Origin of the sequence: Cognaticolwellia aestuarii (genome assembly GCF_002000025.1) — a bacterium.
GTDB classification, from domain to species: Bacteria; Pseudomonadota; Gammaproteobacteria; order Enterobacterales; family Alteromonadaceae; genus Cognaticolwellia; species Cognaticolwellia aestuarii.
Genome location: NZ_MUZV01000011.1, coordinates 48,122 through 72,528 on the forward strand (window position 1 = coordinate 48,122; position 24,407 = coordinate 72,528).

The following is a 24,407-nucleotide window of genomic DNA, read 5'->3' on the forward strand; positions in this document are numbered from 1 at the left end:
ACATTAGTGTAAATTACTCCCCCCCATCGTTTTCAAAGAGAGTACGTACTTACATAGCATCTATTTTTGTTGGCTTGATAGTATAAGTGCACAAAATTGACTATCAAATTAGTAAAATTTTGAGTAATTAAATAATATAAAAAAATAATTTTAAAATATTTTTTAAATTAATTTTACGTATCAATTTCTATCGAAAAATCTATTTAAAACAAAGAGAAACAGTCTTTAGTTAGTTTGTATATTAGAAAGGTTAATTGAAAGTGAGAGGTTTATATTTAACACTCGGGTTTTGTTTTTAACTTACTTTAAAATAAAAGGTTTATTGTACTTTTGTTGGTTTTGTTAGGTCTTTATTGTGATGTTTGTGTATTTAAGTTCACTTGATTTGTGTGGGGTTTTTGCTAGTTTTAATGTTGCTTACGAAATTTGACTGATTAGCCAAATTTCACTTTGATATGGAAGTCGAACCTAGCAATCCCCTTTCTGTTTTATCTCGCATTAGTAAGCTAGAAGTAAATTAATTTTAACTCTTTAAATTCTACTGATAGAGGTAATTATTATGTCCGAAAAAAATTTAGTTTCTATGGCGCAACAATTTACAGGTTTGCCCATGGACGATCTTATAGGTGCGCCTTTAAATGCTGCGGCGAAAGCGAATTCTGCGATGGCGTTAACCCAAACAAAGTTTATGTTAGATACGTGCTTTTCACATGATGATACAGCTCCCCAAAGTGATTATAAACCCATTATGATATCAATGAGCTTAACTCGGGGTGTAATCACACCTAGCGTCGACGGCACAACACCACCAACTATTGAATCAGTGGAAACAAAGTTTGAGTTACCGATATTAACTATTATTCCACTGAACTCCCTGGCTGTTGATAATGTTGATATCACGTTCGAGATGGAAGTTAAATCGAGTTATGGAGAAGAGTCTAGTCAGGAGTCAGAGAAAAAAGCTGCTGCTGATAGTTCATTTGAAGCAAAAGTGGGCTGGGGGCCTTTTTCAGCCTCTATCACAGGCAGTGCAAGCTATTCGAGCACAGATAAAGCAGCATCTAGCTCACATTACGAAAAAAGTAATTCTGCGAAATACACTGTTAACGTTCATGCTGGGCAATTAGATTTACCCAAAGGGGTCAGTATTATTATTGATGCCTTCTCAAAAGCTATTGAGCCATTAACAATGCCTTTACCAGCAACGCCTTAATATTGAACACGCAGTAAACAGGTAGGTGAATATGTTTACTGCGCTTTCGGTATAACTAAGATTTGAATAATTATGAATAAAAAAAAGTCAAAGACCAATAAATATGATTTTTCAGGTATGAGCATTGATGAACTTATAGCTAAGCCCTTAACAGCGATTGTTGATGCACAGGGAAAAATGGCGGCAGAACAAGTAAAACTACTATTGCAGAATTGCTTTTTTTTTAATGGTGAATTTTATGAGCCTAAAGTCATTAAAATGAGTATTACAAGAGCTGTAATCGAAGATCTAAATTCAGGTACACAACCTGTTTTAGAGCAAATAGTAACTTATTTTGATCTTCCTCTTATATCTATTTTTCCATTAAATTCATTAGGTATCGATGCCGTTAACATACATTTCGAGCTTGAGGTTACGGCTCAATATCAAAAAGAAACCGACTCGGCAGATACCAACAGCAATAATGATCATCAAGGCTTTGTAAGAAAAAATAATTCTAATATTGAAATGTTAGGCAAAGTATCGACTAAAGCGATTATCAACCAGAATGAAGCTGAATCGATCGCAACAAGTGCAGCTTATTCAGTAGATGTAGTCGCAGGTCCTTTACCTTTACCTCCGGGGTTACTCAGTATTATTGACGTATACACAAAAGCTATTGAGCCAACTGTAATGCCAGAAATTGAAAAATAGCATAGGTGAAATATGATTAACGAACAAAAGATACCATGTCCTATATGCCAAGGTCAGATCCCGTTTGATCCAATGTCATTGCTACAAGGGGTAGGCTTTGCGTGTCCCACTTGTGCCGCTGTAGTTTCTATTGCACCTGAAAGTATTGATATATCTAAGTCTGCAATGAACGCGTATCGAGAGTTGAAACTCACTAATGCAAAAAAATAGAAGACTATAAATTATGATTAAATTTGATCAGCTAGTGCAAGTTATTCACGATGCAGCACTTTCAGCAAATGAAGCTGTAGCAAACGAAAACCTTAAGTTAATTGATAAGTATTTTGAAAGTGCCGCTGAAACAAAGTCATCGACACAATTTATTGAGGCTGCTTTGCAATTAACCGATGATATGATGACACAAGACGATCCCGACTTTTCCGAGTTGGGTGACTTGATGGAGGGATTTGTTAATTGTCAAAAGAATAAACCAAGCAAACTTGGAGGTTTAGACTATCAGTCATTCGGTAGTTTAAAGCCTCGCACAGTAACTTTACAGTGTCCTGAGGCTACACGAGAAGGCACTAGAGTGAAAAATATAAAAGTACCGCTTATAGCACTTGCTCCGATAACATTGTCAGAAATTTCGGAAATAAAGTTTAAGACTACATTGGAAATTATTAGTGATGATGAAGGGTTAAATGTAGATTTCATCAATAGTAGCGTAATAGCAAAAGATAAAGATAAGGCTGATGAAAACCAAACACGCACAACTTTAGAGATAACTATTAGGCCCAAAGAGACTTCTGCTGGACTCAAAAGTTTGGTTCAGGGTTATGAAAAAGTAATAAAAGCACAAATGCCATAATTGTAGGTAATTTTTTAGAGAACCGAATAAGCCTATACATATTATTTGTGTGTATTTACCTACATAAAGCCAATAAAAACACCGTTTTTTAGGGTGTTGTTAAATAAAGACAAATCTTTTTGATGTAAGCACAACTGATATTATTGACAGTAAAATGCGTCTGTTAATTTTTATGGTAAGAAGCACACAGTTAGAGTTATTGCGCTTTTTCTATTATTTTTTGTTTTAGTCTGCTATTTCAGTTTTTTGCTAATGGCAGTAGCGAAGGTTTGGTGATTGTCATACCATGGAGCCATATTCAGTTTGCGACTCTATTTATTATGCGTCTTATATTTTCTTTTTTAGTTTTTTTAGTTGCTAGCTCTCAGAGTTTTGCTCAAACACCCGCGCGATTTTTTACCCTCGATGTAACACCAAACTTGGCTAATATGTCTGATTTTAAAGCTAGTGCTTTGTGTGATGTTGCTGATGAAACGCAGCGATATTTAACGAAGTTTACAGCTGATAAGTTTGCTGTGCACGCTGGAACGGTATTTGATGAGAGTGTAACGCTAGCTAAGGTCAAAAAAACTCTCGCCTTTATTTGTCAAACTTACCGAGAAGATGTTCGAAAAAAGCGCTATAGCCGCCTCCATGATACGCAGTTTTTAATTGAGAATTTTTATTTTTATCGTTGGACACCCGATATTAAAACTGCCCGAGAAATTGCGCTTAAAAGTACTAATACTAGTAAGTCTCGCATGTTGAATACGATACCAAGTGATAAGATATTTTTAACTAAATATTATACAAAACTTTTAACCGCTAGCGCCGTTAAAACCCCACAGTATAACCAAGCGCTTTATGCTTTACCTTATGATGAATCGGCGTTGACGTTAGAGGCCGCGAATGAAGATTTGTCGTTAACGCGCCATAAATACACTCGGCAAGATATTATTGCGGGTGTGCTAGAAGAAAAAAAATTAGCCAAGCCGTTAATATGGTTAACTGAAGAAGCTTTACATGATGTGTTATTGCAAGGTACTGGTGTTGTTGAGGTTGATGGTGTTAGGCGCTATTTTAATGTTCACCGTAACAATGGTATTGCTTATGATTATGCCATTGGCAAGCGTGAACAGGCGCGTTATTGGTATTTTTCTGAAGTGCCAAGCATTATGGGCTATGGTGAAACACTTGATAGTAAAATTGCCATTGCGCCACACGTGTCTTTTGCTGGCAATGTAGCTGAGTTAGGTTTAGGTAAGCTGTTTATGGTGAGTTATGACCAAGGTGATGAAAAAATATCGCGTTTAGGGGTGTTAGCTGATCAAGGTGGGGCATTTGATAACAACTTATTTCAACTCGATTTATTAGTAGATAGCTATTACGGTTGGCAAGATTATCATAAAGCCAATAAGCATTTACCTGATTACGCAAATGCTTGGTTGATGTTGGTTAAATAATTTCAGTGAATTTTACACAGCATTACTACGGCCAGACATTACCACAGTGCTATAACATGAAAGCACAGCAGCAACATTATGCTACGTTGCTGGTTAAGTTTTGCGTTTGATTTTCGATGCTGTTTTTGCTTTTTGCCGGTTGATAATCAAGTGGCGCGGCAATAAGCAATTGGCGTATGGTGGCCTCATCTTCATTGTGCATAGCCGCCTTAAGTTGCGCTAAAATTTCAGCAACCTCGTTATAATGCAATGAACGTTCGTTGGCGGTTAAAATGCGTTGATGCTGAGTTTTCTTGGCATTATCGTCAATTAGTAGCTCTTCAAACAATTTTTCGCCAGGGCGTAAGCCGCTAAAGTTTATTGCAATATCACCGGTTATATTTGTTTCATCTTTAATGGTTAAGCCCATCAAATGCGTCATTTTATAAGCTAAGTCGATTATTTTTACTGGGTTGCCCATATCAAGTACAAAAACATCACCACCGGTGCCCATAGCGCCGGCTTGAATAACAAGCTGCGCGGCTTCAGGAATGGTCATAAAGTAGCGAATAATATCTGGGTGAGTAATGGTGATCGGGCCGCCACGTTTAATTTGTTTTTTAAATAGCGGTACTACTGAGCCCGAGGAACCTAAAACATTACCAAAGCGCACCATAACAAAGCGGGTACTATGATCTTGCTTTGCTAAGCCTTGTAGTACTAACTCAGCTAAACGCTTAGTTGCGCCCATCACATTGGTGGGCCGCACGGCTTTGTCGGTTGAAATAAGCACGAAGGTTTCTACTTTAGTGTTAATGGCGGCTTGGGCTATTTCATGGGTGCCAAAAACATTATTGGTTACGCCGGCAATAACATTGTTTTCTACCATAGGTACGTGCTTATATGCTGCGGCATGATAAATCGTTTGAACGCCGTATTTGCGAAGAATATGGTTCATTAACATGCCGTTTTGTACATTGCCGATCAAAGGCTCAATGCTAAGCGGGTTAGCCGCTTCTTTTAAAATTTCACCAAGTTCCTGATGAATTTCATAAAGTTGCGCCTCGCTAACATCAAGCAGGATGAGTTTTTGTGGCTTGTTTAATACTATTTGTCGGCAAAGTTCTTTACCGATAGAGCCACCTGCACCAGACACAAGTACAACTTTATCGCTAATATTAGCACTGAGCAATTCGGCTATTGGTTTTACGGGTTTACGACCAAGCAACTCATCAACCGACACTTCTCTTAATTCATCAATACTACGTTTGCCTGATACAATGTCAGACATATCGGGCACTATAAGTAATTCAAGTGCGTAAGGTTCAATATGCGCGACGATTTGCTTTAAGCGAATAGGATCAACTTGTGGGATGGCAATTAATACTTTGAATTGGCCATATTTCTTTACTAGCTGGTCTATTTTTTTATGGGAATAAATTTTTAACCCTAATACTCGACGATCAACATAACGTTTTTTTTCATCTATGAAGGCTAAAGGTTGATATGTTCTGCCTTGTGACAAAGCATGCACAAGCTGCCTGCCAGCGCTACTTGCGCCATAAATTACTACGCCTTCACGCTCATCAAACCAACGTTTTTTGGATACTAAACTGACTAACGTTCTCGCTCCAGCAATTTGCAGGCTGGCAAGCACCAGAAATACAATAGGGACAGATCTAGGTACGAAAGCATCGACCAAAAAACTGGTTAAATAGAAAATTATACTGGCAATGATTAATAGTAACTGGATCTTAAGAAAAGCTTTGGCGTTGAAAAAACGCACGACAGAGTTATAAACATCAAAGCTGTAAAATAGTACTAGTGTTGAACTGACCACGGTAATAAATGCAATGTTTTCGTGCCAAGAGATTTCTACACTATCAACACCCAAGCGAATAATATAAGCAAGATAAAAAGCAATACTCAGAGCAAGTAGGTCGTAAGCCAGTGCTAAAATTAACTTCACTGAACTTGGGATTAAATCAATACGTCTAACCATGTAAATGTACCTTACAACACGCCGTTTTAATGCAAAGCTGCAATAACGATCTTTGCTTAGTATTCTTGCAACATATTGTTACATTGTCATTATTTAATTACGCTATGCCAGTAAATAGTTTTATAAAAAACTCAGCTTTAGCGCTTGTTATCAACAATATCAAATGCTTGGCTTAGGGCTTGGCAAACCGTATTCATGTCGTTGTGAGTAAGTGTCGGGTGTACTAAAAACATCAGGCTTGTATTACCTAAGGTTTGCGCATTTTTCAACTCAACTTTAGGTCGTAAATTGGTTTTATCGAAAGCTTTTTCTTTATAAACCTCTGAGCAACTACCTGAATAACATGGAATATTGTGCTGGTGGATGATATCAATGATATCGTCTCGAGAGATAGTTGTAGGTAGTTTTTCAATATCGATGAAGACATAACACTTGTAATAAGCGTGGACGATATAATCAGGTACTGTTGGAACCACTAGCCACGGATATTGCCGACAAACTTGAAAAATTTTCTCTGCATTATCATTGCGTAGTTTAGTCCAATTAGCCATACGTTTAAGTTGAATGCGGCCAATCGCTGATTGCATTTCAGTTAGGCGCCAATTAGTGCCAAAGCTTTCATGTAACCAACGATAACCTGGCGGGTGCTCTTGCTCATAGACAGCAGCATACGACTTGCCATGATCTTTATATGCCCAAGCTTTACGCCAAAGGCTTTCATCATTGGTGGTTAACATGCCGCCTTCACCGCCGGTGGTCATTATTTTATCTTGGCAAAAAGACCAAGCGCCGATATGACCAATACTGCCGACAGAACGGCCCTTATATTTAGTGCCATGTGCTTGTGCGCAATCTTCGATAACAAAAAGGTTTTCAGTTTTAGCTAGCGCCATGATGTCGTCCATTTCACATGGCCAACCCGCTAAATGCACACAGATAATAGCTTTAGTTTTTTTTGTTAATACTGTTTTGATGGTGTTAGCACTGATATTTTGACTAGTCAGTTCGACATCAGCAAAAACAGGGGTGGCACCAGCATTGATAATGCTACTAATAGAAGCGATGAATGTTCTAGAGGTGACAATCACCTCATCGCCACAGCCAATATCTAGAGCATTTAGAGCTAAATCTAAAGCCAATGTGCCATTAGCCAGTGCAATGGCATATTGGCTGTCAGTGTAATTGGCAAACTCTTTTTCAAAATCACGACCTTGTTGGCCGGTCCAGTAATTGACTTTATTCGATTGTAATACTTGGCTAACGGCGGATATTTCTTCTTCGCTAAAGCTTGGCCATGGAGAGAGTTGGGTATTAAGCACGGGTGGTCCTGTAAATGTTAAGTAAGCGAGCGACTAGGTTGTGCGGGCACACCCAAGTAAAGTGTATTACTCTGGGTTGAGTGTGTTATCACAGCACCGGCACCTGATTGAGTATTTTCTGCAATAGTAATGTATTCAACGACTGAGCTACCAATACCTAACCAAGAGCGAGTGCCAACTTCGACTCCTCCTGCGATATTAACACCTGGGGAAATATGACAATAAGCTTGAATATGACAGTCGTGATCTATCGTGGCAGCGGTATTAATTATGCAACCTTCTTCGATGCGGGCGCCAACATTAACGACGGCATTGGCAAAAATGACAACACCACGCGCTATTATCGACTTTGTGCTGATAAAAGCAGTGGGGTGGATGAGCGTAGCAATAGAGCTATTTGTGGCAAATAACTTTTTCAATAAGCTTTCACGTAGCGTGTTACTGCCTATCGCGACGATAAAATCAGCGTTATCAGTGTATTTAGTCCAATGCGCTATTGGTCCAACAATTGGCCAGTGGCTATTGTTTTTACGTGTTGAAAAGCAATCATCGAGAAAGATAATTTCATGATAAATTGCGATGCTTTCTGCACAATCTGCTACCACACGACCGTGACCACCAGCACCTATTATTACTAAGGTTTTATGTTTATTCATTGTTGGCCTGTAAATTTGCTGATCGTGGCTTCGCCATCGGCGTTGATATCAGCTTGTGAAAACACTTTTTTAACGGTGAGCAAGATAATTTTTATATCTAACCAGAGTGATTGATGGTCTATGTACCAAACATCCAGTTTAAACTTATCTGGCCAACTAATGGCGTTACGTCCATTAACTTGTGCCCAACCAGTTATACCCGGCTTAGCATCATGCCTTCTTGCTTGTTGCTTGGAATATAAAGGCAAATATTCAACTAACAGTGGTCTAGGCCCCACCAAACTCATATCGCCTTTTAATACTGACCAGAGGCCAGGCAGTTCATCTAAACTTGAGTTTCTTAATTTTATACCGAAGTCGGTTAAGCGTTCGTTATCAGGCAATACATTACCATGTTCATCATGTGCATCGCGCATTGAGCGAAATTTTTGCATGGTAAATATTTTCCCATGCAAGCCGGGTCGCTGTTGGCTAAAAATAACCGGGGTGCCTAAATTTTTTGCTACTTTACGCGCGACGATAAAATAAACTGGTGAGAGTACGAGCAGCGCGAGTGAAGCTGCCAAGATATCAATGGTACGTTTGATGAATTTATACATAATAAGTCGTTTGCATTCAGAAAACTGAAAGCTGTAGTTTCCGTTTTCGCTTTATTTTCCAATATAACAGGAGTAAATTGAACAATACAATAATAACAAATTGATTTTCATATCTAAGTCTTCATATGCATGCTGTAGTTCGTCTTTATTACCTATCTCGTTGGTGTTATCTAAAAAAAATTCCTTTTTTACCTCAGTTGATTCATTACTTTATACGTATTGTTTTTGCTTGTGATGTCAAATATACCGCTGATATTGGGGAAAATGTTGGATTTTTTCATAATGGTTTGGGCGTTGTTATTCACAAGCACGCTAAAATTGGTGCCGGTACTTGTTTATATCAGAATGTTACCATTGGTGGTAACGGTAAATCGGCCGTTGATAATGGTATTCCCGTGATAGGTAAAAATGTTTTTATTGGTGCTGGGGCTGTAATATTGGGTCCTGTGACAATAGGAGATAATGCCCGCATTGGAGCAAATTCTGTGGTGCTAAGTGACGTTGCAGCAAACACTACAGTCGTAGGTTCTCCGGCTAAGCCAATCGGCAAAGGTTAATATAATATGTTAAATGAGCCTATGCCGAAGCGTGTTCTGCACGTTTTTATGAACTTGAATCTTGGTGGTGCAGAAAGCCGTATCATGGATCTCTTTCGCACACAAAATAAGGATGTTCTAGTTAACGACTTTGTTATTATGACAAAAGAACATTGCTACTTTACGGATGAAGTCTTGGGTCGTGGTGGTGAAATTCATGTTATTGATAGTCCGCGTGAGGGCTTATTAAAAAATCTTTGGCAGTTGTATCGCTTATTGCGAAAAAAGCCCAAGTACACTGCTATTCATGCGCATACTTCCTACTATTCGGGTTTGTGTGTTTTTATTGCTTTTTTAGCGGGTATTTCAGCGCGAATACCCCATGCACGTAATACCAGTACTGGAGTGAACAATTTATCAACGCGAGTTATGTTGTCACTTGGTCGAGCATTATGTGCTATTTTTGCCACACATCGTTTTGCGATCTCAAAGGCTGCTGGACAGTTTTTATATGGCAGCGCTTCAAATGGCACAGTAGCTAATTTTGATGTGATTCCCAATGCTTTTGATTTTCACAGTATTAGACATCAGCAAAGCATTACTCAAGAAGATAAAATAAACTATCAGCTTGATCCTCAAGTACTTAATATTGTTTGTGTTGGTCGCTTTTATGCGGTTAAAAATCATCGTTTTTTATTAGATACCGTCCGTTGTTTAGCTAACCGCAGAAGTAACTTCTGTTTGCATTTAATTGGTGATGGTGAATTACATAGCGCCTTGCAGGAGCAGGTACAGCGCTTAGGTTTAGCGGGTAAGGTGAGATTTTGGGGCAAAAGATCAGATGTTGCTCAGTTGTTGGCGCTATTTGATGTCATGGTGATGACATCGAATAGCGAAGGCTTGGGTGTTGCAGCTTTAGAAGCGCAAGCAGCTGGATTGCCATGTGTTCTGTCCACAGGTATTCCTGATGAAGCAGATATTGGTGTTGGCCTTTGCCAGTTTTTAGCGCTGAATGAAGGTCATGAAGTGTGGAGTGATGCAATAGAGCAGCAGTCCTTGGTCGACAGTGTTAATAAAGTGGATATTGACCTGCAATTTGAACAGCGTGGTTATTGCTTATCTACCACTCGCCAGCGTTATTTGGATGCTTATTTACACCATGAAAAAAATTAGAATTTTACAGGTTATTCCAGCATTGACCTTAGGTGGTATTTCATCTGTAGTGATGAACTGGTTTAGAAGCTTAGACAGAAATAAGTATCAATTTGATTTTATAAGTTTTAATGATGGACCATTACGGCAAGAAATTTTGGCCTTAGGCGGGAAAATCTATATTATTCCTACAATTAAACAGCGGCCTTTTGCGCATTTAAGAGCAATAAATAAAATACTGTCAAGCACGCCTCGTTATGATGTTGTGCATGTTCATAATAGCTTTAAAAATGGTGTGTTACTTTGGCTTGCGAAACGCAAAGGGATACCAGTACGAGTGTGTCACTCGCATACGAGTGGGGTTGAAAACAAATTTTTACTGCCTTTTATTGGTTTGCTTAAAAGTCTTGTTATTCGAGCGAGCAATGTGCATTTAGCCTGTGGTGAAAATGCGGGTAAATTTTTGTACGCTAAGCAGCCTTTTACTGTGCTCAATAATGCTATTTCTGTGCCGCGATATTTAGCAAAACTACACGATAATCGCGAAATTAGGCAGCAATTTTCTCTACCCTTAGATAAAAAAATTGTGCTGCATGTTGGGCGCTTTTCTGTGGTGAAAAATCATCAATTTCTTTTACAGCTAGCACAACAAAAGCAGCTTGATTCATCGGTACACTTTGTTTGCGTGGGTGAAGGGCCGTTAAAAGATGACTTTGCTAGAAAAATACAAGCGGCAAACCAGCAGTCACGTTTTACCTTACTGTCAGCGACACCTAATATCCCCCAATTATTACAAGGTGCAGATGGTTTTATCATGCCGTCACTATTTGAAGGTATATCAGTAGCGCTATTAGAAGCGCAAGCTTCAGCTTTACCTTGTCTAATTTCCAATACAATAGCCAAAGAGTCAGATATGGGGCTGAAGCTTGTTTCATTCCTTGATCTCGGTGATACAGCACCTTGGCTTGAGCAGTTAAATCACTTGTCAGTAGTAGATTTAACCGATGATGACATTAGTGCTGCTTTTCTTGAAAAAGGCTTTTCTACTGAGGGGGTTTTACGTCAGTTAACCGCGTTTTATCAGCCACGTGAATTTACATGTTCATAAGTAAGTTAGCACGATCACTTAATGTCGAAGTGGCGCTTTGTGCATTGCTTATTATAGCCTACGCCATCACTTTTAGTGCGCCACTGTTATTATTAGTTGTATTAGCCGGTGTTGTTTGTGCCGCACTATTACCTTTTGGTCGTAGTATTCAATTAGCTTTTTTCTTATTGCCTTGTTCAGAGATCTTTACTCAATCACCTTACATTGCGATTTCTTTATTAACGTTTATTTTTTTAGCCATGTTCGGACGTTATTTATTAACTCATGTTTTTACCACGCAATTTTCCCAACCAGGATTATTGCTGATGCTGTTGGTTTTACTGTATGAGTTGATGCATGTAATTTATAACCCTGTGATGGTGTCATCAAAAACAGTCCGTTGGGCTATATTCTTTGTTTTTACATCCTTGTTATTATTCGATAAAAACAAATACTGTTCATTCTCTCAATTACGTTTTGCCTTGTTATGCGGCGTAATAGTTTCGACACTCTATGGCTTGTTACAGCAGTACTTTGCCCCGATAAGTATTTCATCTATAAAGGTTATTAGTCGCTTTTCTGGCGGTGCTGGCGATCCCAATAATTTTGGTTTATTTTGTTTATTGCTGATATATTTTTATTTGCCAACCATACCGCGTGAGAAAATCCCTCGTACTACATATGCAATAATTTTGTTGATGTTAGCATTTGGCGCTTTAACAGTTTCTCGCAGTTTTTTTATTGTCGCTACGCTGAGCTTAATGACATATTTTATTTTTTACTATCGCACTGCGTTAGGGGATATGTTTGTTCGCTTGTTAATTTCACTCAATGGCGTGCTAATTTTAATTGCTTTGTATTGGTTTAGCGGCGCATCGTTTATTGGTGAGCTAGCAATATTTACTCGTTTCAGTGGTGATAACCTATCGGACTTAACCGGCTCGCGCAGTGACATTCTACAAGAATATGTTCGCTTGTTTTTTTCCTTACCTTATAGTTTTTTACTATTGGGCGCCGGTATTAATGGTTACTTAGGTTATTACAACTTTCATTTCTTGCAAGCAGGGTTGTTCCCTGAAGTTGTTGGTCCGCATAATACGTTGCTTGAAATTATGATCAGTTTCGGTTTAGTGGGTTTTATTTTGTTCTCGGCTTATCTTTACTTGGGCTTTAGAGCAGAACGAAACCGTACGGCTAGTCAGCATATATTTCGCTTGGCTTGGCTACCAATTATTGTCTTTACTTTATATTGCTTTAGTCTACAAAACTTAGGCAAATATGGTAGCTACTTTATTCTTATGTTAATTGTTTACAACACTTATAGAAAAGATTCTTAAATGACAAACTTAAGCCGCGAGAGGCGTAATGGTGTAATGCTAAGCTATTGCTCAATAGCCATTAGAAATATTGTCGCTTTGTTACTGATCCCATTTATTATTAACCACTTAGGGGTAAGTGATTATGGTATTTATAGCTTAGTTTCTGCTTTGGCAGGTTACTTGATTGTTCTAGAGTTTGGCTTGGCAAATACCACGATTCGTTTTTTATCTGTCTATAAAGCCAATAATGATAAAGTAAAAGAAGCCGAATTTATCAGTAGTATTATTGTTATTTATGGAGCCTTAGCCTTATTTGTTGGGGGGGTAGGGTTAGTGGTTTGGTATAAATTACCTGATATTTTTTCTTACTCGCTTTCTGCGGCTGAAATTAGCCTACTTGAATCGGCATTTTTGGTGTTGTTGGTTAATGTTGTTATTACGTTAATGAGTAATTCATTAACCGGGATTATTAGCAGCTATCAGCGCTTTCGTTTTCAAAAAACGACTGAAATTTTAGTTTTTATTACTCGTTGTATTAGTGTTGTGGTGTGCTTAGAGTGGGGCTTTGGTGTACTGGCAATTGTCATTATTGATACCATCACCAATTTACTGCATAGCGCGATACGTTTTATTTATATAAAGCGAAATATTGATATTTGTTTTCAGGCCAAACTTCCAGATAAAGCCACGTTGAAAGAAATTTTTGTTTATGCATCTTTTATCGCCTTAAACGTTATTGTTAACCAAATAAACTGGCGAGTAGATAACTTGATCATTGGTACATTAACGAACAGTAAAACCTTAGGTATTTTTAATATTGGTAGTCAGTTAGTCTTTAGCTTTATTGCCTTTGCCAGCGCTATTTCTAATATATTTACTCCCAAAATTGTGCAAATGGTCAAGCAAAATGTTAGTCATGCGGTGTTGATGGCACAGCTTTGTTCCATTGGCCGATTTCAGATGATTGTTTTGGGTTATATATTCGTTATTTTTACTGTTTTTGGTGAACTATTTATTGATTTGTTTGTTGGTGCTGAGTTTTCAGAAGTATTTTTAGTGGCGTTAATTCCTATGGTGCCGTTTATTTTTGTTTTGGCGCAAACCTCAACTAATGCAGTCTTACAAGCATTAAATAAGCATAAAGTGCGTAGTTTATTGTTGCTGGGTACGGCGTTTGCCAATGTTGTTGTCTCAATTATCTTGGTAAAAAATATCGGCATGATAGGTGCTGTATGGGGCACTGCAATAGCGTTATTTGTTGGTGAATTGCTCTTGGTAAATATATACCTCTATCGCGAAGTAGGGCTAAATATGTTGCACTTTTATCAACAACTTTTACGCTATTCTATGCCTGTGATGCTGATCAGTATGCCCCTAGCATTTGTCTTTTTTAATTATCTACCTGCAACGTGGTTCGGGTTGATTTTGGGCTGTTTCTTTACGGGATTTATATATCTTGTACTTAGTTACTTTTTGAGTTTAATGCCGCTTGAGCGTCAAGGCGTTAAGCGTTTAATTTTTAGTAGATAACCGACTGCTAGCGTGTAACAGTGTTTGATTTTTAACATGATAACCTGAGGCATATTTACTACGGTTTATCACAGTAAGGTGATGTTTTTGAGAGTAGTTATAATTGGGGCATATCCTAATTCTATTATTGGATTTCGTGGCGCTTTAATTCGTGCATTGGTCGATGCAGGCCATGATGTTACTGTGATGACGGCAGCAGCATCTGCTGATGTTGTTGCGCAGGTAACTGCGTTAGGCGCAACATTTAGGCCTTATTGTGTACAGCGAAACGGCTTAAACCCTGTTGCTGATATCAAGACATTATTGGCGATTAAACAAGCCTTAATTGATTTAGCTCCCGATCAGGTGCTGGCTTATACTATTAAGCCGATTATTTGGGGAGGAATTGCTGCTCGCCTCATTGGCTTTACAGGTTTTAATGCCATGATCACCGGCTTAGGCTATGCCTTTGAAAAAGGCTCGATCATGCGTAATTCTGTGAACTATTTAGTTAAGCATTTATATAAATTTTCACTGAAAAAAGCTAGAAAAGTTATTTTTCAAAATCAGGAAAATCGTCAGTTATTTGTTGATTTAGGCTTAGTACAAGCTGAAAAGTGTTATCGCGTTTTCGGCTCTGGAGTTGATATTGACGCATATCAACAGCAACCTTTACCTCAAGGTGATGTTACCTTTTTATTAATTGCGCGCTTACTGGGTGATAAGGGAATTCGAGAATATGCTAAGGCAGCTAAAATAGTTAAGCAACGCTATCCTAGTAGCATCTTTCAACTTTTAGGTCCTTATGATAGTTCACCTGATCAGATTAGCGCTGACGAGATAGCGCAGTGGCAGCTTGATGGCCAGATTGAGTATTTAGGTGCAACAGATAATGTTATACCTTTTATACAGGCTTGCCATATTTATACCTTACCGTCTTATCATGAAGGACTACCAAGAACCGTGCTTGAAGCTATGAGTATAGGGCGGCCAATATTAACCACTGATGCTGTTGGTTGTCGAGATACAGTGGCTAATGGTGATAATGGTTGGCTTGTACCGGTACGCGACACTGAGCAATTAGCTAGTCGTATGATTTGGTTTATCGAAAATCCGACTGCTTGGCATGGTATGGCAAATAACAGCAGAGCTATGGTAGAAGATAAATTTAATGTTAAGCAGGTTAATCAAGCAATTCGCGACATTATGGGGCTTTAATATCAATACATATAGGGAGACTAGGTGTTGTTCTATATCAATATTGCATTATAAATAATGCAAATGATATTGATTCCTATTTATTGCTATGGTTAAATGCGCGCAATTAAATTATTGTTTCTTTTATAGGCTGAGCCATGCGAATTCTTTCTTCTTTTCAACCTGCGTTGATCGCTTTATCTGTTTTTAGTGCCATTTCTAGTGCTGCAGTTGCAGATGACGATATGGAACATTTAACTATTTTTGGTAATGCACAAGCTGTTAATGATATACCTGGCAGTGCTCATATGCTTTCTCAAGCCGATTTAGAGAAGTTTGATTTTACCGATATCATGCGTACGCTAACATCTGTACCAGGTGTTTATGTTTTAGAAGAAGATGGTTACGGACTACGCCCAAATATTGGTATGCGCGGCACAGGACAAAACCGTAGCGAAAAAGTTACCATTATGGAAGATGGTGTTTTAGCTGCTCCAGCACCATATTCAGCTCCTTCCGCCTATTATTTTCCTACCGCTGGCCGTATGCAGCAAGTTGAAGTATTAAAAGGTACGTCAAGTGCTATGTATGGCCCTCGCACCACTGGCGGTGTCATTAACATGCTATCTCGCGCTATTCCTGAGCAAGCCCTAGCTGGTCAAGTTAACTTAAGTGCTGGCGAAGACGGATTTGGCAAAGCACATGCTTATGTTGGCGGTGCAGGCAAGAATGTTTCGTCTGTTTTTGAAGTGTTTCGTTATCAAGCTGATGGCTTTAAAAATGTAAATCACACCGGTGCGGATACTGGTTTTGTTAAGAATGACATCATGGCAAAAGTGTTGATTAACAGCGATACTGATGCCAAGTACTACCAAGAACTAGAATTCAAGCTGAAATATTCAGATGAAGATTCAGATGAAACTTATATGGGGTTAACTGAGGCTGATTTTAAAGCTAACCCTTATTCTCGTTATTCTGCTTCGCAGCTTGATAATATGGATACTAGTCATAAACAATTACAAGTTAATCATCATATTCAATTGTCAGAGCGTTTTACATTAGGCACCACCGCTTATTACAACGAGTTTAGCCGTAACTGGTATAAAACAAGTAGTGTTGGGGCTTGGGCGACTGATGAAAATGGTGCTTATATTTTCGATGAAAATAATGAGCATGTTGTTGAAAAGAGTAGCTTAAGTGGTGGCGGTATTGATAAAGCAGCAGCCTTTGATCAAAATGCCAATAACGAAGTACTTTATGTTGATGTAAAAGCGAACAGTCGAGATTATGAATCAAAAGGCATTCAAACAGTTCTAGATGCTGATTTTGGTGCACATCAAGTGAAATTTGGCGCCCGTTATCATGAAGATGAAATGGATCGTTTTCAGTGGGTAGATAACTATAGTATGGACAATAGCTATGAAATGACCTTAATCCAAGCGGGTATTCATGGTACTGACTCTAACCGTATTGACTCAGCTCAGGCTCTTGCGCTTTTTATTCATGATGAATATACCTTTGGTGATTTCATTATTAATGCCGGTTTACGTTATGAAGATATGACTATCTCACGTAAGGATTGGGATAAAGGTGTTATCGACCGTAATCAACCGTTAAAGAAAGATGTTAGCAATGATGTCGATGTATTGTTACCTTCACTCGCGGTAACCTATCGTGTTAATGAAGACTTAATCATTATTGGTGGTGTACAAAAAGGTTTTGCGCCGCCAGCACCAGGTAATGATAAAGCAGAAAACGAAGAAAGCATTAACTACGAGCTAGGCTTACGTTTCAGCCAGGACGCTTTACGTGCTGAAGCACTATTTTTCTATTCAGATTATGAGAATATGCATGGTAATTGTACGGCTAGCCAAGGTTGTGATGATGATAATATTGGCAACCAATATAATGCTGGTGAAGTGAAAGTTTCAGGCTTAGAAATGAAAGCTGGTTATGAGTTTGCAGCAGGGGCATTAACATTTCCTGTTGATGTAACTTACACCTTTACTGATACCGAATTTCAAAATGCGTTTGAATCAGGATTAGATACTTGGGCTAATGTTGCCTCTGGTGATGAATTACCTTACGTACCAGAAAATCAATTACAAGTGAGCGTAGGTGTTGTTGGAGAAAAATGGCGCGGTGACATGCTAGTACGTTATATGGATGAAATGCGCACTACAGCAGGTCAAGGCGCATTCGTTTCTGGACAGTCTATTGATAGCCGCACGGTTGTTGACATGGCAGCACACTATAGCATTGCTGATAACCAAGAAATCACTTTCAATGTTGATAACCTACTTGATAAAGAGTACATGTCGACACGTACACATGGTTCAATCATGGTCGGTAAGCCGCGAAGTGTAACTTTAGGTTATAAATACAGCTTTTAATGTAGAGCTGGTATTTAAAGAATAAAAAAGCAAGCGATAAGCGAAATGACCCTCAATAGTTGGACATGCCAATTACTGGGGGTTTTTTATTTGCACAAGTAAAATAATATAAAGTCATTGTGCCAAGTCCAAGGCTAAGTTTATAAGTCTTATCGGACTTTGCCTTAATGACTATCAAAAATCGATAGTTACTCAGCTAGAGCCAAATAAGCAATCGTGAAGCATCGCTTATTTTCGTATTCATTTTAAGACAATGAATTAGCGGTTTTTTGATTGCAGAAGCATGTTGATCTCTTTTTCATAGGCGATTTTTTTTTGTTGATTAAAGCCGACATGAACACTGACTATTTGCCCTGTTCGGTCAACAATAAAGCTACTTGGCATACCTTTAAGTTGATATTTTCGTGCTATCAGGCCTTTCGGATCAAAAATCACTGGAAACTCTGCCGGTATTTCAGCTAAAAATGCATCGGCTAACGTGCGGCTGTGATCTAAATTAATACTGACTATGGTTAAGCCATCAGCCTGATATTTCGCTTTTAAATTGTTCATCCATGGAAATGACTGACGACAAGGTATGCACCAAGACGCCCAAAAGTCGACATAGATGACATCTCCTTTGTTACTTGTTAACTGCTGCTCTAATAATTCGAGGGTATTTACGGTATTATTATCATTCGCCCATAGTGACTGAGAAAAAATAACTGATGCTATTACCAAGGCGCATATTTGAAGGTTTTTTATCATAGTACTGTTTGTCATTATTAGCTTATTGTCTTGGTATTTAAGCATGTTGGCAGCTATTCACAAAGCGAAGACGAAACTTTATCAGTATTATCATAAAGTCGTTTTTGTTCGTTGTGCAAGTAAGAGTGAAATTTTTGATAGAGTGAATACATTAAAAAGGTGAGAAATACATAATGATCATGCAGCAAAGTAAATTAAATAAGCGATTTTTCTCTCTATATTGGATTATGAGTGTCGCTGTCGTATTTAGCTCAGCACTTCACGCAGAGCAAAGCCAAACTTTAGATAGAGATCAGTGGTTAAAAGCGCGCTTTGGCGCACAGCATGACGCGCTTATTCCCGTTGTTGCCGTTGCAGATATGTTGTACGGCTGTCAGCAAGTCAAGCATGCAGATAAGAGTGTTAATGTTAAAAGTTTACTCACGAAGTTAGATAAAAACCATTTAGCTGAAAAGTTATTGGCCTGTCTGGCAGGTGAATCACCTAAGTCAGATGAGGCATTAAACTATGGTTTAACAGGCTGTTTTAATGAACAATTTGCACATTTACCTTTAGCAGAGAAACAGCAAAAAATGTTGTTGGTTGGTAAAGCTATTAATGGGCTTTCTAGAGCAGAAAGACAAAAAAGCTTTACGCAGTGTGTTACAGATCAAGCTATTCATTATTTGCGCTAATTTTTGCGTTTTTGTGGCTTTTTGTCACTAACAAAAGAGCTGGGTAGTATTTCTACGCCGACCATGCGGCCAACTTTTATCATAATAGGAATAGTGATAGGGGCAAAAGGTAAAATAGCAAAAACACCAATGCCAAGACCTTTTAAAATATCAACAAACTGCTGGTTAGCAATACGCATTTCTTCGGCACTGGCATCACGCTTAGTGTAACGTTTGTAAGTACTTAACATTGCCTTGGTTTCTACTTTTTCTTGAGCTAGGGCAATTTTTACCTTCAACATTTGGCGTTTGAGTCGGACAATATTGCGCCTTTTACTGATACGTAAAACACGGATAGGTACTTTGTGGAAATGGCGCCAGACTCTCATTTGTATATTCTCCCACAATAACTGGTTAATGTAAGTAGTTAACCTGAACTCTGGATAAGCACCACTTGCTCAACCCGCCTTTTTAAGCCATTATCTGCGTTAACACGTCGATAAATAGTTCGCTATTGATAAACGTTTTGCCTTGGAAATGGCATAAAATGAAGTATTGATGGTGTTTATTAGTGATGTTTAGCTTGCCATAGCATTTACTTTGCCGCTTAAGCTTTGATTCACTTGAATATCAAGCACTCATTATCCAGAGTTCAGGTTAGTTAATCAATAGCCATGCGATTATTCCTAAAAGCGCTACTTCTAGATATCTTGACTCCTCCCTATGATTAACTGTGTATCGAGCAACATAGTTGTATGAGAGTAATATTTCGCCAAACATAATTTGTAACAAATACTAGGGCACTGACCTAGAACAGTTTTTTATATTTTAGCCAATATGGCTTATAGTTAGAGTAATTTTAATATTGTGATAATGGAAGAAGTATTATGGGACATGAAACGCCGAAAGTTTTAGTCGTTGATGATGATATGCGTTTACGTGCCTTACTGGAACGATATTTAGTTGAGCAGGGTTTTGTCGTTCGTAGTGCCGCCAACTCTGAGCAAATGGATAGATTACTTGAACGAGAGAACTTTCATTTATTAGTGCTTGATTTGATGTTACCAGGCGAAGATGGCTTATCTATTTGCCGTCGTTTACGTCAAAACTCTAATGATATTCCCATTGTTATGTTAACAGCGAAAGGTGATGAAGTTGACCGTATCATTGGTTTAGAGCTGGGCGCTGATGACTATATGCCAAAACCCTTTAATCCTCGCGAATTATTAGCGCGTATAAAAGCCGTTCTACGACGCCGAGTGCAGGAAGCTCCTGGCGCACCATCACAAGAAGAGAATATTATTTGTTTTGGGGATTATCAACTTAACCTTGCCACTCGTGAAATGGTTAAAGGCGAGGTCAATATGCCATTAACCAGTGGTGAATTCGCGGTATTGAAAGCATTAATAACCCATCCGAGAGAGCCATTATCACGTGATAAGCTGATGAATTTAGCCCGTGGTCGAGATTATTCGGCATTAGAGCGCAGCATTGATGTGCAAGTATCACGCTTACGTCGTATGTTAGAGGAAGATCCAGCAAAACCTCGCTATATTCAAACCGTTTGGGGATTAGGCTATGTTTTTGTTCCCGAAGGTAAATCTGTTGAGCAATAATTGTGCTTTCAGGTATACAAAAATAATCTTAATTTAGTAGAAGTATATGAAAATATTGCCACGTAGCGCCTTTGGTCAAACGGTGTTATTAATTGGTGTTTTATTGTTAATTAATCAGGTTGTGTCGTTTATATCGATGTCGATATATATAATTCAGCCTAATGCCCAACAGGTAAACCAGTTGCTGGCAAAGCAAGTTAGGGTTGTTTTTATTGACGTTGCGGATGAAGCTTTAAGCCCTGCCATGGGCGAAGCGTTTCAACGTGAAACTGGCATTGGTGTCTATCGAGAGTCGGCGGCAATGAAACTTGGTTTGCAAGAAGCGGTTTATTACGCTTTTCGTTCAGAAGAAATGTCGAATTTACTGGGCGGGCCCGCGGAAGTAAGAATTTCTCAAGGTGATGAGTATCTTTTTTGGATTCGTCCGCCACAAGCTCCTGATTATTGGGTTAAAATTCCTATTAACGGCTTAGAAGAAGAAAACTTTTCACCACTTATTGTGGTACTAATGATCCTAGGGGTTTTAAGTGTCATGGGCGGTTGGTTGTTTGTCAGGCAGCTTAACCGGCCATTAAGTGCCCTACAAAATGCCGCACATGATGTTGGCCGTGGTGACTTTCCTGAACCATTGACTGAGCGTGGTACTACTGAAATTGTTGCTGTAACGCGAGCTTTCAATCATATGTCAAAAGGGATTAAACAGCTTGAAGATGACCGTAATCTTCTCATGGCTGGGATATCTCATGATTTACGCACGCCGTTAACGCGTATTCGTTTAGCAACAGAAATGATTTCTGAGCATGATGATTTTTTAAAAGCAGGTATTGAGGGTGATATTGATGATATGAATAACATCATAGATCAATTCATTGATTACATTCGCCATGATAGTAAAGATAAAGCTGAGCTAGGTGACATTAATGCTTTAATTGAAGAAGTTGTACAGTCAGAAAGCATTTTAGAGCGAGAAATAATTTTTACTGCTGAAGCATTGCCGAAAGTACCATTGCGCTATGTTGCAATGAAGCGAGCGCTAGCAAACTTAATTCAGAATTCATTACGTTATTCGAGCGGGAAAATTACTGTCGCGACTTCATTTGATAAGCGTAAAAGCGAAATCTGTTTTTGTGTTTGTGATGAAGGCCCAGGTATTCCAGAATTAGATATTGAGCGCTTATTTCAGCCGTTTACACAAGGAGATAAAGCACGGGGAGGCGAAGGCAGTGGTTTAGGTTTAGCGATTATCAAGCGTATTGTTGATACTCACGGTGGTCGTGTGCAATTGTCTAATCGACCTGAAGGTGGTTTAAAAGCGAAAGTTTGTTTGCCGATCAGCTAAAACTACTTTAATTAACTTGATGAAAAATAACGTTCTCAGGGAGAGCTTTCTAAGTGTAGTATTTTGGCAGTGCATACAGAATTCAGGGCAGGCTTGAAATTGCGATGCAATAATATTTTATGCGTTTTCAGACATTAAAAAACCGTCGTAACTACGACGGTTTTTTGTTTTCAGTGGCAAATAGTATGCCTAGCCAGTGGGCTATACTTTAGGACCAGCATCAACTAGTGATTGACCATTTTCAGTATCAGTAAATTTGTCAAAGTTGTTAACAAAGCGAGTAGCTAGGTCAACCGCCTTTTCATGCCATTGAGTTGATTCAGCATATGTATCACGTGGATCTAAAATCTCACTATTAACACCATCAATGCTTGTTGGAATGTCTAAATTGAATAATGGTAAAACTTGAGTTTCTGCATTATCAATTGAGCCATCTAAAATAGCATCAATAATGGCACGAGTATCTTTAATCGAAATACGTTTGCCTGTGCCGTTCCAACCAGTGTTAACTAAATAAGCTTCAGCGCCTACTGCTTGCATACGTTTGCGCAGTACTTCAGCGTATTGTGTTGGATGTAAACTTAGGAATGCTGCACCAAAACAACTTGAGAACGTTGGTGTTGGTTCAGTGATGCCTCGCTCAGTACCGGCTAGCTTGGCAGTGAAACCTGACAAAAAGTAATATTCTGTTTGTGCAGGCGTTAATTTAGCAACAGGTGGTAATACACCAAAAGCATCAGCCGTTAAGAAAATAACTTTCTTGGCGTGACCGGCACGAGACACCGGTTTTACAATGTTATCAATATGATGAATAGGGTATGAAACACGGGTGTTTTCAGTGTTTGAGTTGTCGTCAAAATCTATTTCGCCCTTTTCATTAACAACAACGTTTTCCAACAATGCATCACGGCGAATAGCGTTGTAGATGTCAGGTTCATTTTCTTTACTTAAGTTAATGGTTTTTGCGTAGCAGCCACCCTCAAAGTTAAATACACCATTTTCATCCCAACCATGCTCATCATCACCAATAAGCTGACGTTTAGGATCTGTTGATAATGTTGTTTTGCCTGTGCCTGAAAGACCAAAGAAAATTGCTGTGTCGCCATCTTGACCGACGTTAGCACTACAGTGCATAGAAGCAATACCTTTTAAAGGTAGTAGGTAGTTCATCATAGAGAACATACCTTTTTTCATTTCGCCGCCGTACCAAGTACCACCAATAAGTTGCATTCTTTCAGTTAAGTTAAATGCAACAAAGTTTTCTGAGTTTAAACCTTGCTCTTGCCAGTTAGGGTTGGTGGCTTTTGCACCATTCATAACAATAAAATCAGGTTCGTAATTTTCTAATTCTGCATCGCTTGGGCGAATAAACATGTTTTTAACAAAGTGTGCCTGCCAAGCAACTTCTGTGATAAAGCGCACTTTTAGGCGTGTAGCTTCATCGGCACCACAAAATGTATCAACAACAAATAAACGCTTACCAGATAGTTGCTCAGTTACTAGGCCTTTTAAATCAGTCCATGTTTCTTGCGTCATTGGTTTGTTGTCATTTTTACCTTGATCTGACCACCAAACGGTATCACGGCTAGTATCATCACGAACGATATATTTATCTTTTGGAGAACGGCCAGTAAAAATGCCGGTGTCTACTGAAACAGCGCCAAGTTCTGTAACTACGCCTTTATCAAAACCTGTGAGATCAGATCTTGTTTCCTCAGCAAAAAGTAACTCATAAGACGGATTGTAAACGACCTCAGCAACATTTGTGATTCCATATGAAGATAAATCGATTGAGTTTTCTAAAGCTGCCATTGCGAATTCGCTCCTAAAAGTATGACGGTTTTTTAAATGAATAGTTTGGTGTTTCTGATTATGGGCGCCAATTTTAGGCGATTGTTGAGCAAAACGAAAGTTTTTTTTCTTTCGTTGTGAAAGTTTTCACTGTAACTTTCATGTTTTTTTTGCTGAGATTTATAATATCCCTAGCGTTAAGTCAGTTTTTTATTTTGAATGAATTCGTTTTTTTTAATTATTAGTATTTAAAACATGGTGTTATGGTAATCTTAGGGTTGACCGAATGGTCAGGAAAATCACAAGTGAATGAAAGGA

Annotated in this window: 22 protein-coding genes; 15 read left to right on the top strand and 7 right to left on the bottom strand. The window is 38.6% G+C overall.

Annotated features, from left to right (window positions below):
• Positions 1–559: 559 nt before the first annotated feature.
• From B0169_RS15910 to B0169_RS15930, 5 genes are all read left to right on the top strand, one after another.
• A complete protein-coding gene (locus B0169_RS15910) occupies positions 560–1,213 on the top strand; it encodes a DUF2589 domain-containing protein (protein WP_077287614.1) in 654 nt (217 codons plus the stop codon).
• 72 nt (positions 1,214–1,285) lie between these two features.
• A complete protein-coding gene (locus tag B0169_RS15915) occupies positions 1,286–1,906 on the top strand; it encodes a DUF2589 domain-containing protein (RefSeq protein ID WP_077287615.1) in 621 nt (206 codons plus the stop codon).
• Positions 1,907–1,918: 12 nt separating this feature from the next.
• Positions 1,919–2,116 carry a hypothetical protein gene (locus B0169_RS15920; protein WP_077287616.1) on the top strand — a complete coding sequence of 66 codons (198 nt, stop codon included), beginning with the start codon at positions 1,919–1,921 and terminating at the stop codon, positions 2,114–2,116.
• A gap of 13 nt (positions 2,117–2,129) precedes the next feature.
• Positions 2,130–2,753, top strand: coding sequence for a DUF2589 domain-containing protein (locus B0169_RS15925; RefSeq protein WP_077287618.1), 624 nt, complete (start codon positions 2,130–2,132; stop codon positions 2,751–2,753).
• A 428-nt stretch (positions 2,754–3,181) separates the two neighbouring features.
• Complete coding sequence (locus B0169_RS15930) at positions 3,182–4,195, top strand: MltA domain-containing protein (RefSeq protein ID WP_235838604.1); 1,014 nt, start codon at positions 3,182–3,184, stop codon at positions 4,193–4,195.
• A gap of 76 nt (positions 4,196–4,271) precedes the next feature.
• Here the strand turns inward: B0169_RS15930 and B0169_RS15935 are convergent, their stop codons facing one another.
• The 4 genes from B0169_RS15935 to B0169_RS15950 all read right to left on the bottom strand — a co-directional run bounded on the left by B0169_RS15935 (position 4,272) and on the right by B0169_RS15950 (position 8,750).
• Positions 4,272–6,176: a polysaccharide biosynthesis protein gene (locus B0169_RS15935; RefSeq protein WP_077287620.1), complete on the bottom strand. Its 1,905-nt coding sequence runs from the start codon at positions 6,174–6,176 to the stop codon at positions 4,272–4,274.
• 137 nt (positions 6,177–6,313) lie between these two features.
• Positions 6,314–7,495, bottom strand: a complete 1,182-nt coding sequence (locus B0169_RS15940) for a DegT/DnrJ/EryC1/StrS family aminotransferase (protein ID WP_077287622.1) — start codon at positions 7,493–7,495, stop codon at positions 6,314–6,316.
• 17 nt (positions 7,496–7,512) lie between these two features.
• Positions 7,513–8,151, bottom strand: a complete 639-nt coding sequence (locus tag B0169_RS15945; protein ID WP_077287624.1) for an acetyltransferase — start codon at positions 8,149–8,151, stop codon at positions 7,513–7,515.
• Complete coding sequence (locus tag B0169_RS15950; protein ID WP_077287626.1) at positions 8,148–8,750, bottom strand: sugar transferase; 603 nt, start codon at positions 8,748–8,750, stop codon at positions 8,148–8,150. Before B0169_RS15950 ends, B0169_RS15945 begins: the two co-directional genes overlap by 4 nt.
• Before the next feature lie 125 nt (positions 8,751–8,875).
• Between B0169_RS15950 and B0169_RS15955 the strand changes: the two genes are divergently transcribed.
• From B0169_RS15955 to B0169_RS15985, 7 genes are all read left to right on the top strand, one after another.
• Entirely contained in the window at positions 8,876–9,307 is a 432-nt protein-coding gene (locus tag B0169_RS15955) for a serine O-acetyltransferase (protein WP_077287628.1), read from the top strand.
• 6 nt (positions 9,308–9,313) lie between these two features.
• Entirely contained in the window at positions 9,314–10,459 is a 1,146-nt protein-coding gene (locus tag B0169_RS15960; protein ID WP_077287630.1) for a glycosyltransferase, read from the top strand.
• Positions 10,446–11,546 (top strand): glycosyltransferase, encoded by a 1,101-nt coding sequence (locus B0169_RS15965; RefSeq protein ID WP_158077112.1) that lies wholly within the window; start codon positions 10,446–10,448, stop codon positions 11,544–11,546. Before B0169_RS15960 ends, B0169_RS15965 begins: the two co-directional genes overlap by 14 nt.
• Positions 11,537–12,862: an O-antigen ligase family protein gene (locus B0169_RS15970; protein WP_077287634.1), complete on the top strand. Its 1,326-nt coding sequence runs from the start codon at positions 11,537–11,539 to the stop codon at positions 12,860–12,862. The genes B0169_RS15965 and B0169_RS15970 overlap by 10 nt, the downstream gene beginning before the upstream one ends.
• Positions 12,863–14,374 (top strand): oligosaccharide flippase family protein, encoded by a 1,512-nt coding sequence (locus tag B0169_RS15975; protein ID WP_077287636.1) that lies wholly within the window; start codon positions 12,863–12,865, stop codon positions 14,372–14,374.
• 87 nt (positions 14,375–14,461) lie between these two features.
• The gene (locus tag B0169_RS15980; protein WP_235838605.1) at positions 14,462–15,571 is read left to right on the top strand and encodes a glycosyltransferase family 4 protein; all 1,110 of its coding nucleotides are present in this window, start codon (positions 14,462–14,464) and stop codon (positions 15,569–15,571) included.
• Between the two features lie 137 nt (positions 15,572–15,708).
• Positions 15,709–17,943 (top strand): TonB-dependent receptor family protein, encoded by a 2,235-nt coding sequence (locus B0169_RS15985; protein ID WP_077287640.1) that lies wholly within the window; start codon positions 15,709–15,711, stop codon positions 17,941–17,943.
• Between the two features lie 258 nt (positions 17,944–18,201).
• Here the strand turns inward: B0169_RS15985 and B0169_RS15990 are convergent, their stop codons facing one another.
• Entirely contained in the window at positions 18,202–18,705 is a 504-nt protein-coding gene (locus B0169_RS15990; RefSeq protein ID WP_077287714.1) for a TlpA disulfide reductase family protein, read from the bottom strand.
• Positions 18,706–18,863: 158 nt separating this feature from the next.
• Between B0169_RS15990 and B0169_RS15995 the strand changes: the two genes are divergently transcribed.
• The gene (locus tag B0169_RS15995; protein WP_077287642.1) at positions 18,864–19,364 is read left to right on the top strand and encodes a hypothetical protein; all 501 of its coding nucleotides are present in this window, start codon (positions 18,864–18,866) and stop codon (positions 19,362–19,364) included.
• Here B0169_RS15995 and B0169_RS16000 read toward each other — a convergent pair.
• Positions 19,361–19,732 (bottom strand): hypothetical protein, encoded by a 372-nt coding sequence (locus B0169_RS16000; protein ID WP_077287644.1) that lies wholly within the window; start codon positions 19,730–19,732, stop codon positions 19,361–19,363. The genes B0169_RS15995 and B0169_RS16000 overlap by 4 nt on opposite strands.
• A 498-nt stretch (positions 19,733–20,230) precedes the next feature.
• On the opposite strand from B0169_RS16000, the gene ompR reads away from it, so the two are divergent.
• On the top strand, positions 20,231–20,959 hold the full coding sequence (gene ompR, locus B0169_RS16005; RefSeq protein WP_077287646.1) for an osmolarity response regulator transcription factor OmpR: 729 nt from the start codon (positions 20,231–20,233) through the stop codon (positions 20,957–20,959).
• Positions 20,960–21,005: 46 nt separating this feature from the next.
• A complete protein-coding gene (gene envZ / locus B0169_RS16010) occupies positions 21,006–22,298 on the top strand; it encodes a two-component system sensor histidine kinase EnvZ (protein WP_077287648.1) in 1,293 nt (430 codons plus the stop codon).
• Between the two features lie 201 nt (positions 22,299–22,499).
• Here the strand turns inward: envZ and pckA are convergent, their stop codons facing one another.
• Entirely contained in the window at positions 22,500–24,110 is a 1,611-nt protein-coding gene (pckA, locus tag B0169_RS16015; protein WP_077287650.1) for a phosphoenolpyruvate carboxykinase (ATP), read from the bottom strand.
• Positions 24,111–24,407: the final 297 nt, after the last annotated feature.

What these genes read in the sequence shown, in the direction of transcription:
- B0169_RS15910 (WP_077287614.1), top strand. Translation starts at nt 560, where the DNA reads ATGTCCGAAAAAAATTTAGTTTCTATGGCGCAACAATTTACAGGTTTG.
- B0169_RS15915 (WP_077287615.1), top strand. Translation starts at nt 1,286, where the DNA reads ATGAATAAAAAAAAGTCAAAGACCAATAAATATGATTTTTCAGGTATG.
- B0169_RS15920 (WP_077287616.1), top strand. Translation starts at nt 1,919, where the DNA reads ATGATTAACGAACAAAAGATACCATGTCCTATATGCCAAGGTCAGATC.
- B0169_RS15925 (WP_077287618.1), top strand. Translation starts at nt 2,130, where the DNA reads ATGATTAAATTTGATCAGCTAGTGCAAGTTATTCACGATGCAGCACTT.
- B0169_RS15930 (WP_235838604.1), top strand. Translation starts at nt 3,182, where the DNA reads ATGTCTGATTTTAAAGCTAGTGCTTTGTGTGATGTTGCTGATGAAACG.
- B0169_RS15935 (WP_077287620.1), bottom strand. Translation starts at nt 6,176, where the DNA reads ATGGTTAGACGTATTGATTTAATCCCAAGTTCAGTGAAGTTAATTTTA.
- B0169_RS15945 (WP_077287624.1), bottom strand. Translation starts at nt 8,151, where the DNA reads ATGAATAAACATAAAACCTTAGTAATAATAGGTGCTGGTGGTCACGGT.
- B0169_RS15950 (WP_077287626.1), bottom strand. Translation starts at nt 8,750, where the DNA reads ATGTATAAATTCATCAAACGTACCATTGATATCTTGGCAGCTTCACTC.
- B0169_RS15955 (WP_077287628.1), top strand. Translation starts at nt 8,876, where the DNA reads ATGCATGCTGTAGTTCGTCTTTATTACCTATCTCGTTGGTGTTATCTA.
- B0169_RS15960 (WP_077287630.1), top strand. Translation starts at nt 9,314, where the DNA reads ATGTTAAATGAGCCTATGCCGAAGCGTGTTCTGCACGTTTTTATGAAC.
- B0169_RS15965 (WP_158077112.1), top strand. Translation starts at nt 10,446, where the DNA reads ATGAAAAAAATTAGAATTTTACAGGTTATTCCAGCATTGACCTTAGGT.
- B0169_RS15970 (WP_077287634.1), top strand. Translation starts at nt 11,537, where the DNA reads ATGTTCATAAGTAAGTTAGCACGATCACTTAATGTCGAAGTGGCGCTT.
- B0169_RS15975 (WP_077287636.1), top strand. Translation starts at nt 12,863, where the DNA reads ATGACAAACTTAAGCCGCGAGAGGCGTAATGGTGTAATGCTAAGCTAT.
- B0169_RS15985 (WP_077287640.1), top strand. Translation starts at nt 15,709, where the DNA reads ATGCGAATTCTTTCTTCTTTTCAACCTGCGTTGATCGCTTTATCTGTT.
- B0169_RS15990 (WP_077287714.1), bottom strand. Translation starts at nt 18,705, where the DNA reads ATGACAAACAGTACTATGATAAAAAACCTTCAAATATGCGCCTTGGTA.
- B0169_RS15995 (WP_077287642.1), top strand. Translation starts at nt 18,864, where the DNA reads ATGATCATGCAGCAAAGTAAATTAAATAAGCGATTTTTCTCTCTATAT.
- B0169_RS16000 (WP_077287644.1), bottom strand. Translation starts at nt 19,732, where the DNA reads ATGAGAGTCTGGCGCCATTTCCACAAAGTACCTATCCGTGTTTTACGT.
- ompR (WP_077287646.1), top strand. Translation starts at nt 20,231, where the DNA reads ATGGGACATGAAACGCCGAAAGTTTTAGTCGTTGATGATGATATGCGT.
- envZ (WP_077287648.1), top strand. Translation starts at nt 21,006, where the DNA reads ATGAAAATATTGCCACGTAGCGCCTTTGGTCAAACGGTGTTATTAATT.
- pckA (WP_077287650.1), bottom strand. Translation starts at nt 24,110, where the DNA reads ATGGCAGCTTTAGAAAACTCAATCGATTTATCTTCATATGGAATCACA.